This window comes from Acidimicrobiales bacterium (assembly GCA_016794585.1).
Lineage (GTDB): Bacteria > Actinomycetota > Acidimicrobiia > Acidimicrobiales > DATDAH01 > JAEUJM01.
This window is the reverse complement of record JAEUJM010000040.1, coordinates 67,668-82,731: the sequence shown is the minus strand read 5'-3', so window position 1 is coordinate 82,731 and position 15,064 is coordinate 67,668. Positions and strand designations below refer to the sequence as shown.

Below are 15,064 nucleotides of genomic sequence, written 5' to 3'. Positions count from 1 at the left end.
GTCCTCCGGCGCCGGCGGGCCCGCAGGCGCGACCGCGCCGCCACGAGCGAAACCCACCCCGTCACACCCGTCGCCGAAAGGGGTCCATGGGTTATCGTTCCCGCCATGGATGCTCAGGTCGTTGCGGGAGCGGGCGCGCTGGTGGTGCGGTCGGCTGACGGGTGGCTGTCGACCCCGGCCGATGGCGTCGAGCCGGTGGAATTGGCGTTCACGGACGTGATCGGGATGCTCCGTGCCATCGGCGGCGAGGACCGGGTGGCGACCGGTTGGGAAGGTCTCGAGCCGGTCCGCGGCGACGCGTTCGTCGAGCCTCCCGACTCCTTCGTGGGGGTGGTGCGCGGCGGCTGGTTCGGCATCGAGGGCTTCGGCACCGGCCGCGCCCTGCTCGACGTGGTCGACCTCTGCCTCTTCGACGTGCTCACGGACGCCACCGTGGCCGCACCCCTGTACGACCGGGCCGACGAGTCGGTGCGCACGCACCTCGGGGTCGAGCCGCCGAGCCGTGAGGAGTGGGGCGCCCGCCTGCGTCGCCTCGTGGTGCACGGGCGCGTGCGCATGGTCGACGAGCCCGCGCCTCCCGCCCCTGTCGCCGAGGCCCCGGTCCCCGAGCCCGAGCCCGAGCCCGAGGCGGCGCCGGTGCCCGCGACGCTCTACCGGCGCGCCCGGCGGGTCGCCCGCCCGCTCAAGCGCCTGGTCCGCGGCCGCCCGGCCACCGCACCCGTCGGTGCCGAGCCGGCCGAGACGGATGCGCCCGAGGCGGAGGCGCCCGCCCCCGCCGAGCCGGCCGCCGAGCCGGTGGTGGCTGCGGTGGAGGCCGATCCGGCGCCCGTCGGGGGCGACCCGTTCGCGTCCAGCGGCGGCTCGGGTGCGCCCGTTCGCTACCTGGACGCCCCGACGGTCGGGCCCGAGCGGGCCGGGCGCACCCCGGTCTACGCGGTGTGGCAGGTGGAGATCGGCCCCCTCCTCTCGCTGGGCATGCTGACGGCGGCGGCGAGGGCGCACGACGGCGGCTCCCTCGAGGAGCACTTCGAGATCCGCCGCCCCGAGGACCCGGCCTCGTTCCTCGAGGACCTGCGCGGCCGGTCCGGTCCGGCGGTGCTGCTGTTGTCGAACTACGTGTGGTCCATCGACCACAACCTGGCGCTGGCGGCCGAGGCCAAGGCGATCAACCCCGACCTGGTGATCGTGCACGGCGGGCCGTCCACCCCCAAGTACGCCGACGACTGCGTCCGCTACTTCGGCGAGCACGCCCCGTTGGTGGACGTCACCGTCCGCGGCGAGGGCGAGGTCACGCTGCCGGCCATCCTCGAGGCCCTGGCTCCGTCGCTGCCCGAGATCGACCTCGCCTTGATGGCGGGGGTGGAGGGTCTCAGCTACCGGGACCCGGCCACCGGTGAGGTGGTCCACAACGGCGACCGTGAGCGGCTGACGGACCTCAACGTCCTGCCGTCGCCGTACCTCACGGGCGAGTTCGACCACATCTCCCCCGAGGCGTGGGTCTGCGTGATCCACGAGACCAACCGTGGCTGCCCCTACGGGTGCACCTTCTGCGACTGGGGCTCGTCGACGCTGTCGCGGATCCGCAAGTTCGACATCGACCGCCTGACCGCCGAGATGGAGTGGGCCGCCGAGCGGGGGATCCAGGCGTGGGCCGTGGCCGACGCCAACTTCGGCATCATGTCGCGCGACGTCGAGGTGGCGAGCCGGATCGTCGAGATCCGTGAGCGCACCGGGGCGCCCTCCTTCTTCGGGTTCAACGTCGCCAAGAACACCACCAAGCACCTGACCGACCTGGTGGACCGGCTCGTGTCGGCCAACGTCACGCCGTACTTCACGCTGGCCCTGCAGACCCGTGACGACGAGACCCTCGACGCCATCCGGCGCAGCAACATCTCCTCGGACCACTACGTCTCGCTGGCGGCCTCGTTCCGGCGCCGCCAACTGCCGCTCTCCGCCGACCTCATGATCGGCCTGCCCGGCCAGACCGTGTCGTCCTTCTCGGCCGACCTCCAGTTCCTGATGGACCACGACGTCCCGGCGCGCATGTGGATCGCGCAGCTCCTGCCCAACGCGCCCATCAACGATCCCGAGTACCGCGCCGAGCACCAGGTGGTCGCCGACGAGCACTCGATGATCATGTCCACGAAGTCGTTCACGTTCGAGGACCGGCGCGAGATGCTGCGGATCCGCCACGCCTACACGGTGTTCGAGCGCTACGGCCTGCTGCGCCACGTCGCCCGCTTCGTGCAGTGGGACCACGGCGTCCCCGCCATGGACCTCTTCCTGCGCATCGTCGAGGTGTCCCGCGAGGACCCCGAGCGCTACCCGCTGCTCAACTGGATCGTGCGCTACTTCGACTGGTTCAACGTGGCGCCCGTGGGCTGGGGCTCGTACGCCGCCGAGGTCCGCCGCTTCGTCAACCAGGAGTTCGACGTCCCCCTCACGCCGGCGCTCGACACCGTCCTCGCCGTCCAGGTGAGCCTGTTGCCCGACACCGGGCGGCCCTTCCCCCTCGAGGTCGACCTCGACCACGACTACGTCACCTACTTCCGGGACAACACGTATTCGCTCTGGACCGACGGGCACAACCGCCCGACCGGGCGGCCGCTGGGCGAGTACGGCCCCGCCACCTTCACCGTGGTGGGCGACCCCGCCGGCCGCTGCAAGGAGGGCATGCGCCGCCCGCCCGACTCGCGCAACGAGCGCATGATGGAGGAGTTCTGGTTGTCGGGCCATTGGGAGCTCGACTCGCCGCTGGCGCAGAACCACTCCGAGGTGGCCGCGGCGGGCACCTACACGTCGCTCAAGGACCAGGTGCCGACCGATCTCCCGCCCGAGCCCGAGCCGGCCTCGCGGGTGACCGAGAACATCCGGATCAGGGTCGCCGAACGCGCCGCCGTCGGGTGAGCCGCCGTCGACCATGATGGCCGGCATCGCCACGCCCCCGCCGGCTGCGGGTGCCACGGCACTCTTCCTCGACCCCGCCCGCCAGGCGGAGTACGACACCCAGGGGTACACCACCCTCCCGCTGCTCGACCCCGACGAGGTGCAGGCGCTGCTCGACGGCTACGCCGCGCTCGTCCCGGAGGCCGACGAGGAGCACATCGCCTTCGACTTCACCCGTGACGACCGCTCCGTCATGGACGGCGTGGCGCGTCTGCTGAAGCCGCTGTTCGGCCGGAAGGTGCCCGAGCACTTCGTCGACCACCGGGCCATCTTCTGGACGTTCGTCATCAAGCCGGCCGGGCCGCACAGCGAGATGGCCCTGCACGACGACCGCACGTACGTCGAAGAGCAGCACGGCCGGGCGTGCACGGTGTGGGTGCCGCTGGTCGACACCAGCCCCGAGCTCGACAACGGGTACCTGTGCGTGGTCCCCGGCAGCCAGACGGTGCTCCAGGCAGCGAGCGGCACCAACATCGCCAATTGGTTCGAGCCCTACGACGAGTACCTCAAGCGTCACTCGGTGGGGGTGGCGGTGCCCGCCGGCACCGCCCTGATCTACGACTCCAAGACCCTGCACTGGTCGCCCCCGAACCGGTCGGACGCCGTGCGCCCCGCCATCGCCGTGGCCGTGGTGCCCGCTGAGGCTCCCCTGGTGCACGTGGTGGGGGAGGGCCTGCACCGTCGGCGGGTGTACGCCGTGGACGAGCAGTTCTTCGTCGACTTCCACCCGACCCTCGTGGAGGGCGGGATGCCCGACGGCTACGAGCTCCTGCGTGAGTACGACGAGGCGCGCGTCAGCGCCGCCCCCGAGGCGGTCGCCGCCGCCCTCGGGACCGACGAGATCCCCGTCCCCACCCACGAGGTGACGGCGCCGGTGCCCCGGGTGTATCGACCGGGCGAGGGCGAGGGCGACGACGAGGTCGTGGAGGTGACGCCCGACGCGCCGGTGCCCGACCGCCCGGACGAGGGGGTGTCGGACGAGGTGGCGGCGCCCGCCGTGCCGCCGACGCTCGCCCGACGGGTGAAGGGCAAGGTCAAGCGCCTCCTCGCCGGCTCGTAGCGCTCAGGCGGCGCCGGGCGGATCGAAGCCGAGGGTCTCGTGCTGGTGGCGGGCCGCGGCGGCGGCGATGCGGTGGCGGTCCCAGGCCCAGTTGACGGCGTCGTGGGCCACGGCGGGGTGGAAGCGCCAGTGGTGGAGTTGGCGTTCGGCGCCTTCGCGGTCCTCGCCCAGCTCGAACAGTGAGAGGGCGAGGCGGCGGGCCCGGCGGCGCTGGTCGTCGGTGGTCGGACCGGCGAGGGCGCTCGCGAGCCACGCCTCGTGGGCCTCTCGGAGGGGCTGGGGGAGGCGGGCGACCTGGTGGCGGCTGAGTGGGGGGAGGCGGCGGCGCACGGCGAGCACGCCGTTGCCGACGTCGCGGGTGAGGCTGAACTGTCGGCTGCGCTCGAGGGCGCGCAGGAACGGCGAGTTGGGGCCGGATCGGGCGCCGAGGCCGAGGGAGCGGGCCGTGGTGGCGAGATCGAGCTCGAAGCCGTCGGGGGCGTCGTCGAGCCCGGCCACCAGGCGGCGCAGCAGCCACGTGGTGCTGGGCCCGAGGGTGGCCAGCCAGAACTGCTCGACGTAGGCCGAGCGGGGGTCGTGGCCGACCTGGTCGACCACCGGGTCGAGCCAGGGTCGCACGAGCAGGCGGGCCGCCGGCAGCGCCCCGGGCTCGGGGCCGGCGGGTGGGCGGGGGGCGGCAGGTGGGCGGGGGGCGGCTCCCGGCGGAGGGGCCGGGTGCAGGGGTGTGGGAGCCGCGGTCGCGGCGGAGGCGCTGGTGGGCTGAGAGGTCATGTCGGTCGTCCAGGGGAGAAGGGCCGGGAAGGGAGGAAGCGGCGCCAGTCGATCATTTCAATAACTTTCCGTCAACCCCATGTTGTCTTGGTGGGGGACTAGCCTGTCGGGATGGACGAAGCAGAGCGGCAGGCCCGGGCGGTGCTGGCGGCGGCGTCGAAGGTGGTCGCCCTCACCGGCGCCGGCATCTCCACCGACAGCGGCATCCCCGACTTCCGGGGCCCGAACGGCGTCTGGACCAAGGACCCGGCCGCCGAGAAGGCCTCGACCCTCTCCCACTACGTCAGCGACCCCGAGGTGCGCCGGGCCGCCTGGCGCAACCGCCTGGACTCGCCGGCGTGGGCCGCCGAGCCCAACGACGGCCACCGCGCCCTGGTCGAGCTCGAGCGCCAGGGTCGGTTGCACACGCTCGTCACCCAGAACATCGACGAGCTCCACCAGCGCGCCGGGTCCGATCCGGCCCTCGTGGTCGAGGTGCACGGCACCATGCGCCGTGTCTCCTGCCTCTCCTGCGGCGAGTCCGCGCCGATGGAGCGCGCCCTCGACCGGGTGCGGGCCGGCGAGGAGGACCCGGCCTGTCGGAGCTGCGGCGGCATCTTGAAGTCGGCGACCATCTCGTTCGGGCAGTCCCTCGTCGCCGAGGACATCGACCGGGCCTTCGCCGCGGCGGAGGCCTGCGACGTGCTGCTCGCCGTCGGGACCAGCCTCACGGTGCAGCCGGTGTCGCGCCTCGTGCCCACGGCCAAGCAGGCCGGGGCCGCGGTGGTCATCCTCAACGCCGAGCCCACCCCCTACGACGGCCTCGCCGACGCCGTCGTCGCCGGCTCCATCAGCGAGGTGCTGCCCCGGCTGGTGGCCCGCGACTGACCACCCTGCGGTGGCCCGGGCTGGGGAATGCCGGGGCTGGTCGAAATGTTGACCGGATCGGTAGCATTTCGAACCCACGTCGCCAACGGGCGACCGTCGCCGAACCCGAGGGACCCATGGCCACCTTCCGTGACCTGCTGAACCAGACCAAGGCACAGATCCGCGAGGTCGACACCGCCACCGCGGACGATGCCCGCCACGCCGACGGCGCCGTGCTCCTCGACGTGCGCGAGCCCGACGAGTACGAGCAGGGCGCGGTGCCCGGCGCGCTGCACATCCCCCGCGGCAACCTCGAGAGCAACATCGAGGGCCGCGTGCCCGACCGGGCCACCCCGCTGCTCGTGATGTGCGCCGGCGGCGTGCGCTCGGCGTTCGCCGCCAAGACCCTGGCGGAGCTCGGCTACACCGACGTGGTGTCGATCGCCGGCGGCTTCAACCGCTGGAAGGACGAGGGGCGTGACTGGAGCACCCCGCAGACCCTCACGCCCGAGCAGCGCAACCGCTACCAGCGTCACCTGCTCCTCCCCGAGGTCGGCATCGAGGGCCAGCTGAAGCTCCTCGACGCGAAGGTGCTGCTGCTCGGTGCCGGCGGCCTCGGCTCGCCCGCCGCGCTCTACCTCGCCGCCGCGGGCGTCGGCACGCTGGGCATCGTGGACATGGACGTCGTCGACGAGTCCAACCTCCAGCGCCAGATCCTCCACAACATGGACCGCATCGGCGACCGCAAGGTCGATTCGGCCAAGAAGACCCTCACGGCCATCAACCCGGACGTCAACGTCGTCACCCACGACCTCCGGCTCAACGCCGACAACGTGGTCGAGATCCTCAGCCAGTACGACGTGGTGGTCGACGGGGCCGACAACTTCCCCAGCCGGTACCTGCTCAACGACGCCGCGCTGAAGACCGACACGGTCGTCGTCCACGGCTCGATCTTCCGCTTCGAGGGCCAGGCCACCGTGTTCAAGCCCTACGACGGCCCCTGCTACCGCTGCCTCATCCCCGAGCCGCCTCCGGCCGACCTGGCGCCGTCGTGCGCCGAGGCCGGCGTCCTCGGCGTCCTGCCGGGCATCATCGGCTCGATCCAGGCGCTCGAGGCCATCAAGGTGATCCTCGACCTGGGCGACAGCCTGTCGGGCCGCCTGCTGGCCTACGACTCGCTGGAGCAGTCGTTCCGCACGTTCAAGGTGAACCGCGACCCGAACTGCCCGGCGTGCTCGCTGTCGCCCGACGACATCGTGATCGCCGAGTACGACGACCTCTGCATGCCCCACGCGCACCCGGCGACCTGAGGTCGTCCACCACCAACTAACATCGCCTCCTTGCTCGAGCGCATCGGAGCCGTGGCGGCTCGCACGTGGCACGATCGCCGGAGCCGGAGCTTCGCCATGGCCGTGGTGGTGGCCTTCGGGCTGCGCCTGGCGTGGGCGATCTTCGCCACCGGCCCGGTGTCGAGTGACCTCTCGGACCCCGCCCAGTACCTGAGCTACGCCGAGCGGTTCTCCGGGCTCGGGACCCCCGAGCAGTTCGGTGAGCCCACGGCCTTCCTGCCACCCGGCTACCCGCTGTTCCTCGCGCCGCTGTCGCTCCTGGCGCGCAACACCGGCTGGATCAGCGTGAACTTCGCCGCGTCGCTGGCCAACGTGGTGCTGGCGACCCTCACGGTGGTGTTCACCGCTCTCCTCGCCGAACGCTGGATCGGGCCGAAGGCGCGGAACCCCGCGGCGTGGATCATGGCGGTGGCCGCGGGCCAGATCTACTACACGTCGGTGGTGATGTCGGAGACGCTCTTCGCCACCCTGACCACCGGGCTCCTGCTGGCGGCGACGGTCCTGGTGTGGAAGGGCCGGGACGCCTCGGCGCGCTGGCTCGTCGCCTTCGGCCTCGTCATCGGGTTCGCCGCACTGGTGCGCACCCCGGGGGTCATCCTGCTCATCGCGCCCGCGCTGGTGCTGCGGGCCACCACCGGGGCCTGGCAGGGCGCGGTGCGCTCCTTCGCGCTGGCCTTCGTGGGGATGGTGGTGGTCCTGGCGCCCTGGACCATCCGCAACGCCGTGCAGATCGGGGTGGCCGTGCCCATCTCCACCAACAACGCCGCCTTCCTGTGCACCGGCCACCACGACGGGGCCACCGGCCTGTTCGACGACACGCCGGAGGGCCTGCGCTACTGCTACACCGGGTCGCCCTTCGACGAGGGGAACGCCGATGAGGCGCGCTGGTACCGCTCCACCACCTCGAACGCCATCTCGTGGGCCGTGCGCCACCCCGTGGACGAGGTCCGACTCACGCTGTGGAAGACCTATGACACGATGAGCGACGACCGTGAGGCGCTCAGCGATGCCGAGGACTTCGGCAGTCGCCCGCTCTTCGAGGAACGGGTTCGGGGGATCTACGTGACGCTCGCCAACGCCTGGCACTGGTCCGTACTGGCCTTCGCCGCCGCCGGCCTGGTGTGGCTGCGGGCCTGTCGACGGGCACTGCCGCTCTGGGTGACCGCGCTGATCATGCTCATGGCGGTGTGGGGCGGTCTCGCGCTCTCGCGCTACCACCACCCGATCATGCCGTTGCTGGTGGTGTTCGCGGCCGCCGTCGTGGTGGCGGTGCGCGGCACCGTCCTCGACGGCCCGACGCAGGACGCGGTCACCGAGACGGTCGCCGCTCGACAGGAGGCGATGGCGTGAGCGCACCCAAGGTGCTCCTCACCGGCGGTGCCGGACAGTTGGCCCAGGCCTGCGCCCCGGCCTTCGCGGCCGAGGGTTGGGACGTCACCGCGCTCGACATCGACGAGATGGACATCCGCGACCGCGACCTCGTGTTCGCGACGGTGAGGTCCCTGCGCCCCCAGGTGGTCCTCAACCTCGCGGCGATCCGCGACGCCGACCAGTGCGAGGTCGATGTCGACCTGGCCTGGGCGACCAACGACACGGCGGTGCACACGCTCGCCGACGCCTGCACCGACGTGGGCGCCCACCTCACGACGATCTCGAGCGACTACGTGTTCGACGGTGAGCACGACGTCCCCTACGTCGAGAGCGACCCGGCCCGCCCGCTGTCGGTCTACGGAGAGACGAAGCTCGCCAGCGAGACGGTGGTCGAGCAGGGCTTCACGGCCGTCCGGACCGCCTGGCTCGCCGGGCGGTTGGGCGCCAACACCATCAAGACGATGCTGCGCCTGGCGGCCAACCCCGACCAGGCCATCTCGTTCGTCAACGACCAGGTCGGCAGCCCCACCGTGGCCGAGGACCTCGCCCCGGTGCTGGTGCGCCTCTCGTCCGAGCGCCGACCCGGGGTGTACCACGTCACCAACCAGGGTCAGGCGTCCTGGTACGAGCTCGCCTGCCACGTGCTGGACTCGGCCGGGTACGACCCGGCCCGGATGGGCTCGATCAGCACCGCGGAGCTCGATCCTCCCCGGGCCGCCACCCGGCCGGCGTACTCGGTGCTGGACAACGCCGGCCTCCGCCGCGACGGCATCCCCGCCCTGCCCGACTGGCGGGACGCCGTGCGCAGCCTCGTCGAGGACCTCATGGAGGACGGCGGCTACCTGCGCTGAGCCGCCGTCGTCGGCCCCCGCCGTGCCGTGGTCGGGCCCGGAAGCGGGCGGCCCGGGCCGTTGGCCGGGAAACGATCACGACTACCATCGGCCTCCATGGCGAAGGCGATGCTGATCAACCCCTCGTACGCCCGTACCTACGGGTCGAACGAGGGTGGGCTCGCCTTCCCCGTGTACCCCGTGCTCAACCTCGCCGCGCTCGGCGGGGCGGTGAAGGCCCGAGGCCACGAGCTCGAGATCCTCGACCTCTCGTACCGCATCTACGACGCCGAGATGGTGGCGAGGGAGATCGAGCGGGCGCAGCCCGACGTCGTCGGCATCACCGCCACCACACCCCTCGCCAACCAGATGCGCGACATCTCCTTCCTGGTGAAGGACCGCTTCCCCGACATCGTCACCATCGGCGGCGGTGCCCACCCCACGGCGCTTCCCGTCGAGACGATGCGCGAGTCGGCCCTCGACCACATCGCCAGCGGCGAGGCCGACTGGACCGTCGCCGACCTGTTGGACGGCAAGCGCGCCGAGGACATCCCCGGGGTCTGGTGCCGCCATGGCGACGAGATCACCTCCACGCCCGGCTCCGCGCTCGTCGAGGACCTCGATCTGCTGCCCATGCCCGCGTGGGCCGACTATCCGCTCGAGTCCAACGCCCGGGTCACCCGCCTCGTGGTGCGTCAGCGCCCGGTCACCACCATCGAGTTCTCCCGAGGCTGCATCTACACCTGCGACTTCTGCGGCTCGAAGAACACCATGGGCCGCGGCTACCGCAAGAAGTCCCCCGAGCGGTGCGCCGAGGAGATGGCGTACGTGCAGAGCCTCGGGTACCGAGAGGTCACCCTGGTGGACGACATCTTCACCACCGACAACGACTGGGCCGCCGCGGTGTGCGAGGAGATCATCCGCCGCGACATCAAGGTGGGCTGGACCTGCAACAACGGCATCCGCGTCGACAGCGCCAACACCGAGCTCTTCACCCTCATGAAGCGGGCGGGCTGCTACCGGGTCTACTTCGGCTTCGAGAGCGGCAACGAGGAGGTCCTCAAGGCCTTCGGCAAGGGCGGCCGGGCCAGCCTCGAGAAGGGCATCGACGCGGTCGAGATGGCCCGCGAGTCCGGCCTCGAGCCCAACGGCTTCTTCATGGTCGGGCTCTCGGGCGACACCGAGGAGTCGATGCAGGACACCATCGACTACGCCCGCACCGTCCGGCTCGACACCATGAAGTGCGGCATGTGCGTGCCCTACCCGGGCACCCCGATGTTCCGTGACCTCCAGCGCGAGGGAAAGATCAAGACCTTCGACTGGGACGCCTACACCGTCTACAACAACGCCGAGAACATCTTCGACCACCCCACGCTGCCGTGGTCGACCATCACCGACTACTTCCAGAAGTTCTACCGTGAGGCCTACCTCAAGAACCCGAAGTACCTCTGGCGGCGCGCCGTGTTCATGGTGCGCAACGGCGAGATCTTCTGGAACATCTACTACACCTTCAAGTTCTGGCTGATGCTGTTCGGCAAGCCGAAGGTGCGCGAGACCGAGCGCTACGGCTACGAGGACCAGTGGCGGCCGCTCGACACCGAGCCCGATGCCGACGTCACCGAAGTGGTCGTGCCCATCGTGCGCCGCAAGGGGACGGCCTTCAACCGCAAGCGCGCGGCCGCGTCCTGATCCGGGGCGCTCCGGTGGCCTCGGAGGCGGGCCGGTCGACCGCTAACGTCGTCCCCGCGTGAACACGTCGCCCTCACTCGTCGCGCGCCTGCGCGCCCGGAACCCCCTCCCGTCGGGCACCACCACGGTGGGCGTGGGCCTCGTCGTGAACGGCGTGATGGCCTTCGTGTTCCTGGGTCTGACCGCCCGGGTCCTGGGCGCCGAGGCCTTCGCCCCCCTCGGGGTGCTGTGGGCCAGCATCTACATCGTGGGGCCCGGCTTCTTCCTGCCCCTCGAGCAGGAGGTCGCCCGGGGCCTGGCCAACCGGTGGGCGCGAGGCATCGGCACGGGCACGCTCGTGCGCCAAGCGGGCACCATCGGCGCGGCCCTCGTGGCCCTGTTGCTCGTGCTCACCGCGGCGGCCTCGGTCTGGCTCCTGTCGCACCTGTTCAGCGACGAGGTCCTCATCCTGTTGGGCTTCGCCGTCGCCCTGCCCGCGTACGCCCTCGCGCACCTCATCCGGGGCGAACTGGCCGGCCTCGGGCGCTTCCGGGGCTACGCCGTCTACTTCGGGGCCGAGAACACCGTGCGCTTCGCCGGCTCGCTCGTGCTCGCCCTGGTGGGGGTGAAGGTCGCCGGTCCGTACGGCGTGGTCCTCGGCGCCGCCCCCTTCGTGGCGGTGTGGCTGGCCTTGGCGGGGGAGAAGGACCTGACCTCCGAAGGCCCGGACGCTCCCTGGGACGAGCTCACGTCGGCGCTCGGTTCGCTCCTGGCCGCCTCCGTGTGTGCCGCCTTCCTCGTCAACGCCGGCACCCTCGCCGTGGAGGTGTTGGCCGACGACTCCCAGGAGCACGAGGCCGGGGTGTTCCTCGTCGGCCTCACCATCGCCCGGGTGCCCCTGTTCCTCTACCAGGCCGTGCAGGCGTCGCTCCTGCCCCACCTCTCGGCCCTCGCCGGCGCCGGCCGGTACAGCGAGTTCCGCGGCCGGCTCGGTCGGCTGCTCGGCGCGGTGGCCGCCCTCGGTGTCGTCGGCACCCTCGTCGCGTTCCTCATCGGCCCCCCGGTGATCCGCCTGCTGTTCGGCCCGGAATTCGACCTCACCCGCCGCGACCTGGCGCTGCTGGCCGCGGGCAGCGCCTCGATCATGCTGGCCACGGCCCTCGGGCAGTCGCTCATCGCCCTCTCGTCGCAGCGCAGGGTGGCCCTCGGCTGGTTCCTCGGCGTGGTGGCCTTCCTCACCTTCGTGGCGCTCGGCAACGACCTGTTCCTGCGGGTCGAGCTCGGGATCGTGGGCGGCTCCCTCGTGGCCGCCGTGGCCATGGGCCTGTTCACCCGGCAGCGGCTCCGCGAACACCTCCGGGCCATGCCCCACACCCTCACGCCGCTCGACGAGACGGGGTGAGGGCGCGGCCGCGCCCTTCACATCTTCTGCTAGGACGACCGATGGTGTACGAGATGTCCCGCTGTCCCACGCCCCGAGTGCTCGTCCGCGCCGCCGTCGCCGGTGTCTCGGTCCTCGCCCTCCTCACCGTCGCCGGGTGCGGGGTGCAGCCCGACCACACCGCCGACGCGCAGGAAGGTGCGGCCGAAGCGTCGCTCCCCACCCTCCCGCCGGTCGAGGAGCGTCTGCCGGAGAGCTACGACGCCGATGGCTGCCTCGTGCTGGAGGAGGGGCGTGACTGCGGCGCCACCGCCGACGACCTCGACGAGGCCCTGGCCGGCGACGACACCTTCCGCACCCTGGCGGGCTTCCACGGGCCCCTCTTCACCACCGACGTGAGCGCTGGGGCGCTCGCGGTGCTCGCCGACACGGTCAGCACCTCCGGTTCCGGCCCGTGGCAGGCGCAGGGCCTGGTCCGCAACGAGACGACCAGCCCAGCGCTGGCGCCGACGGTGACCGCGGTCCTGCGCGACCGTGCCGGGGCCGAGCTCGACCGCGTCGAGGCCGTGGCCCTCGTCGCGCCGCTGCGGTCGGGTGAGCCGGCCCCCTTCGTGCTCGATTCCGAGGTCGACGCCGCCGCGGTGGCCTCGGTCGACTGGTCGGCCGCCGACGCCGGCGGGTCGCCCCCGCTGGGTACCCGCGACCTCGAGCTGAGCGTGTTCTTCACCGAGCCCGGAGGTGTCCGGGAGCCGTTGGACACGTACCTGTACCAGGAGGAGGGCCCCGGTCCCTTCCCCATGGTGCTCCTGGGCTCGCTGACCGTCCGCGCGGACGTCGACGCCCCCGAACCCGCCGTCGTGGCCGCCTGGCTCGGCGAGGACGGTCGGGTACGGGCGGTCTCGAGCGCCGCCGCCGTCGGCCCCGGCGGTGCGCCCGTCGCGCGCTTGGCGCCCGGCGGGATCGGCGACTTCGCCCTGACCGTCGAAGGTGACGTGGCGGGCCTCGAGGGTGCGCCGATGCTGCTCTGGGGGATGAGCGCGTGAGGCGCCATCTCCTCGCCCTGGTCGCCGGGCTGGTCGTCATCGCCGGCAGCCCGTTCGCGCTCGCCGCGTCGCCGACCGCGCCGGTGGCCGAAGCCCGGTCCTGGGGCGACGACCCGCTCGACGAGGTCTACGCCGCCGCCAACGCGGTCGATCGCTGCGGCCTGCCCCGTGACGCCTTCGTCGCCGCGATGCTGGCCCCCTCCTGGCCCGAGACGGGGGCCTCGGGGAACCTCTCCCCGTCGCCGATGACCCTCAGCCGGTGGGACAACCAGTCGGCGCTGTACGCGTTCGGCAACGCCGGCACGCCCTACCGCCGGGCCTTCTGGCACCCCGGGGTCGGGCTCTGGCAGTACGACTCGGCCGGCCTCGGGGCGCCGTTCACCGCCAGCCAGCGGGCCGACATCCGGGTCATGGCCACGGCCATGGCCCAGACCATCTCCGCCCGGTACTGCGGGGCCACCGGCTCGGTGCCCGATCGACTCAACCGGGCGTGGCTGCCGTGGCACGGCTGCAACGAGAACCGGTGCCTGGCCATCTGGATCGAGATCTACAACATCAACACCCAGCGCCTGCGGGACGTCGTCCGGGACGCGGCGGTGTCCAACACCGGTGGCGTCGTGCAGCGCACGTGCCGTGGCCCGGGCGCCTCGGGCACGTTCGCGTGCTGGCGGATCGATCCGGCCAAGGCCGAGGGCTACGGCGCCGGCGGGGTGGGCTGGGCGAGCCCCTCGTCTTCGGCCCCCGCACCCCTCACCGCGCCCTTCTACACCTACGCGGCGGGCGGCTACGAGTACCGCCACTGGCTCCGTTCGGACACCGGCTACGGCAGCGGCGTGTGGGCGAGGCGCCCGCTCGGCCAGAACGCCCGCACCAGCCTCCAGTGGGCCGGCGGTGAGTCCCTCTGCGACGTGTCCAGCGGCGCCGGGGCGTGTTGTCCGCTGCTGCCCGGGTCGCGTAGCTGCATCCCGGTGAGCGTGGCCGGCAGCTACCAGCCGGTCGCCGGCGACTACAACGGCGACGGCGTCGACGACATCATCTGGTACGCGCCCGGTGGGGCCACGGACTACCTCTGGCAGGGCACCGTGTACGGGCGCTTCGTGGGTCGGGCCATCACGGTGAACGGGACCTACACCCCGGTCGCCGGAGACTTCGACGGCAACGGCACCGACGACGTGCTCTGGTACAAGCCCGGTGGCAGCGGACCCGACGACGTCCTGTGGCGGGGAAAGCGCAACGGCACGTTCCGAAGCTCCGGCGTCCGGGTGGGCGGGGACTTCCTCCCGGCCGCCGCCGACTTCAACGGCGACGGGCGCGAGGACATCTTCTGGTACGGCGACGGTCGGGCGGCCGACTACGTCTGGTTCGGGACGGCCCGCGGCTTCACCAGCAAGGCCTACACCCAGGACGGCACCGGGCTGATGCCCCTGGCCGCCAACTACGACGGCGACGAGCGGGCCGACGTGTTCTTCTACGGCGCCGACGGGATCGCCGACTCGGTCTGGTACGGGAACGCCGGCCGCTCGTTCCGGAAGAAGGGCGAGCCCCAGATCGGCGGCAGCTACCTGCCCGTGGCCGGCCGCCTCAACCGGGGCCGCCGAGCCGACATCCTCTGGTACCGCCCCGGAACGGCGGCCGACGTCCTCTACCTCGGAGCGCCCGGCCGCACGTTCGAAGGCCGCAGCGTCGACATCGACGAGGTCTTCGTGCCCTTCGCCGGCGACTTCAACGGCAACGGCGTCGAGGACGTCTTCTGGTACGGCCCCGGCGGCGCCCGCGACGCGCTCACCCTCAACGGCTGA

Annotated in this window: 11 protein-coding genes; 10 read left to right on the top strand and 1 reads right to left on the bottom strand. The window is 72.1% G+C overall.

Going from position 1 to position 15,064, the window contains the following annotated elements; translation table 11 throughout:
- Positions 1 to 105 precede the first annotated feature (105 nt).
- Positions 106 to 2,907: a B12-binding domain-containing radical SAM protein gene (locus tag JNK12_18900; protein MBL8778015.1), complete on the top strand. Its 2,802-nt coding sequence runs from the start codon at positions 106 to 108 to the stop codon at positions 2,905 to 2,907.
- A gap of 13 nt (positions 2,908 to 2,920) precedes the next feature.
- Entirely contained in the window at positions 2,921 to 4,006 is a 1,086-nt protein-coding gene (locus JNK12_18895) for a phytanoyl-CoA dioxygenase family protein (protein ID MBL8778014.1), read from the top strand.
- A gap of 3 nt (positions 4,007 to 4,009) precedes the next feature.
- Here the strand turns inward: JNK12_18895 and JNK12_18890 are convergent, their stop codons facing one another.
- Positions 4,010 to 4,777, bottom strand: coding sequence for a hypothetical protein (locus tag JNK12_18890; protein ID MBL8778013.1), 768 nt, complete (start codon positions 4,775 to 4,777; stop codon positions 4,010 to 4,012).
- 111 nt (positions 4,778 to 4,888) lie between these two features.
- Here JNK12_18890 and JNK12_18885 point away from each other — a divergent pair, with 111 nt between their 5' ends.
- The 8 genes from JNK12_18885 (at position 4,889) to JNK12_18850 (ending at position 15,064) form a co-directional block, all read left to right on the top strand.
- A complete protein-coding gene (locus JNK12_18885) occupies positions 4,889 to 5,644 on the top strand; it encodes a Sir2 family NAD-dependent protein deacetylase (GenBank protein ID MBL8778012.1) in 756 nt (251 codons plus the stop codon).
- 116 nt (positions 5,645 to 5,760) lie between these two features.
- A complete protein-coding gene (moeB, locus tag JNK12_18880; protein ID MBL8778011.1) occupies positions 5,761 to 6,933 on the top strand; it encodes a molybdopterin-synthase adenylyltransferase MoeB in 1,173 nt (390 codons plus the stop codon).
- Positions 6,934 to 6,963: 30 nt separating this feature from the next.
- Positions 6,964 to 8,322, top strand: a complete 1,359-nt coding sequence (locus JNK12_18875) for a hypothetical protein (GenBank protein MBL8778010.1) — start codon at positions 6,964 to 6,966, stop codon at positions 8,320 to 8,322.
- Positions 8,319 to 9,194 (top strand): dTDP-4-dehydrorhamnose reductase, encoded by an 876-nt coding sequence (gene rfbD / locus JNK12_18870; GenBank protein MBL8778009.1) that lies wholly within the window; start codon positions 8,319 to 8,321, stop codon positions 9,192 to 9,194. Before JNK12_18875 ends, rfbD begins: the two co-directional genes overlap by 4 nt.
- Before the next feature lie 96 nt (positions 9,195 to 9,290).
- Entirely contained in the window at positions 9,291 to 10,862 is a 1,572-nt protein-coding gene (locus JNK12_18865; GenBank protein ID MBL8778008.1) for a radical SAM protein, read from the top strand.
- 58 nt (positions 10,863 to 10,920) lie between these two features.
- Positions 10,921 to 12,243: a hypothetical protein gene (locus JNK12_18860; protein ID MBL8778007.1), complete on the top strand. Its 1,323-nt coding sequence runs from the start codon at positions 10,921 to 10,923 to the stop codon at positions 12,241 to 12,243.
- A 53-nt stretch (positions 12,244 to 12,296) separates the two neighbouring features.
- The gene (locus tag JNK12_18855; protein MBL8778006.1) at positions 12,297 to 13,265 is read left to right on the top strand and encodes a hypothetical protein; all 969 of its coding nucleotides are present in this window, start codon (positions 12,297 to 12,299) and stop codon (positions 13,263 to 13,265) included.
- On the top strand, positions 13,262 to 15,064 hold the full coding sequence (locus JNK12_18850) for a VCBS repeat-containing protein (GenBank protein ID MBL8778005.1): 1,803 nt from the start codon (positions 13,262 to 13,264) through the stop codon (positions 15,062 to 15,064). The genes JNK12_18855 and JNK12_18850 overlap by 4 nt, the downstream gene beginning before the upstream one ends.

Bases quoted from the DNA above. Each gene is read 5' to 3' on its own strand.
- JNK12_18900 (MBL8778015.1), top strand. From the start codon at position 106: ATGGATGCTCAGGTCGTTGCGGGAGCGGGCGCGCTGGTGGTGCGGTCG.
- JNK12_18895 (MBL8778014.1), top strand. From the start codon at position 2,921: ATGATGGCCGGCATCGCCACGCCCCCGCCGGCTGCGGGTGCCACGGCA.
- JNK12_18890 (MBL8778013.1), bottom strand. From the start codon at position 4,777: ATGACCTCTCAGCCCACCAGCGCCTCCGCCGCGACCGCGGCTCCCACA.
- JNK12_18885 (MBL8778012.1), top strand. From the start codon at position 4,889: ATGGACGAAGCAGAGCGGCAGGCCCGGGCGGTGCTGGCGGCGGCGTCG.
- moeB (MBL8778011.1), top strand. From the start codon at position 5,761: ATGGCCACCTTCCGTGACCTGCTGAACCAGACCAAGGCACAGATCCGC.
- JNK12_18865 (MBL8778008.1), top strand. From the start codon at position 9,291: ATGGCGAAGGCGATGCTGATCAACCCCTCGTACGCCCGTACCTACGGG.
- JNK12_18855 (MBL8778006.1), top strand. From the start codon at position 12,297: ATGTCCCGCTGTCCCACGCCCCGAGTGCTCGTCCGCGCCGCCGTCGCC.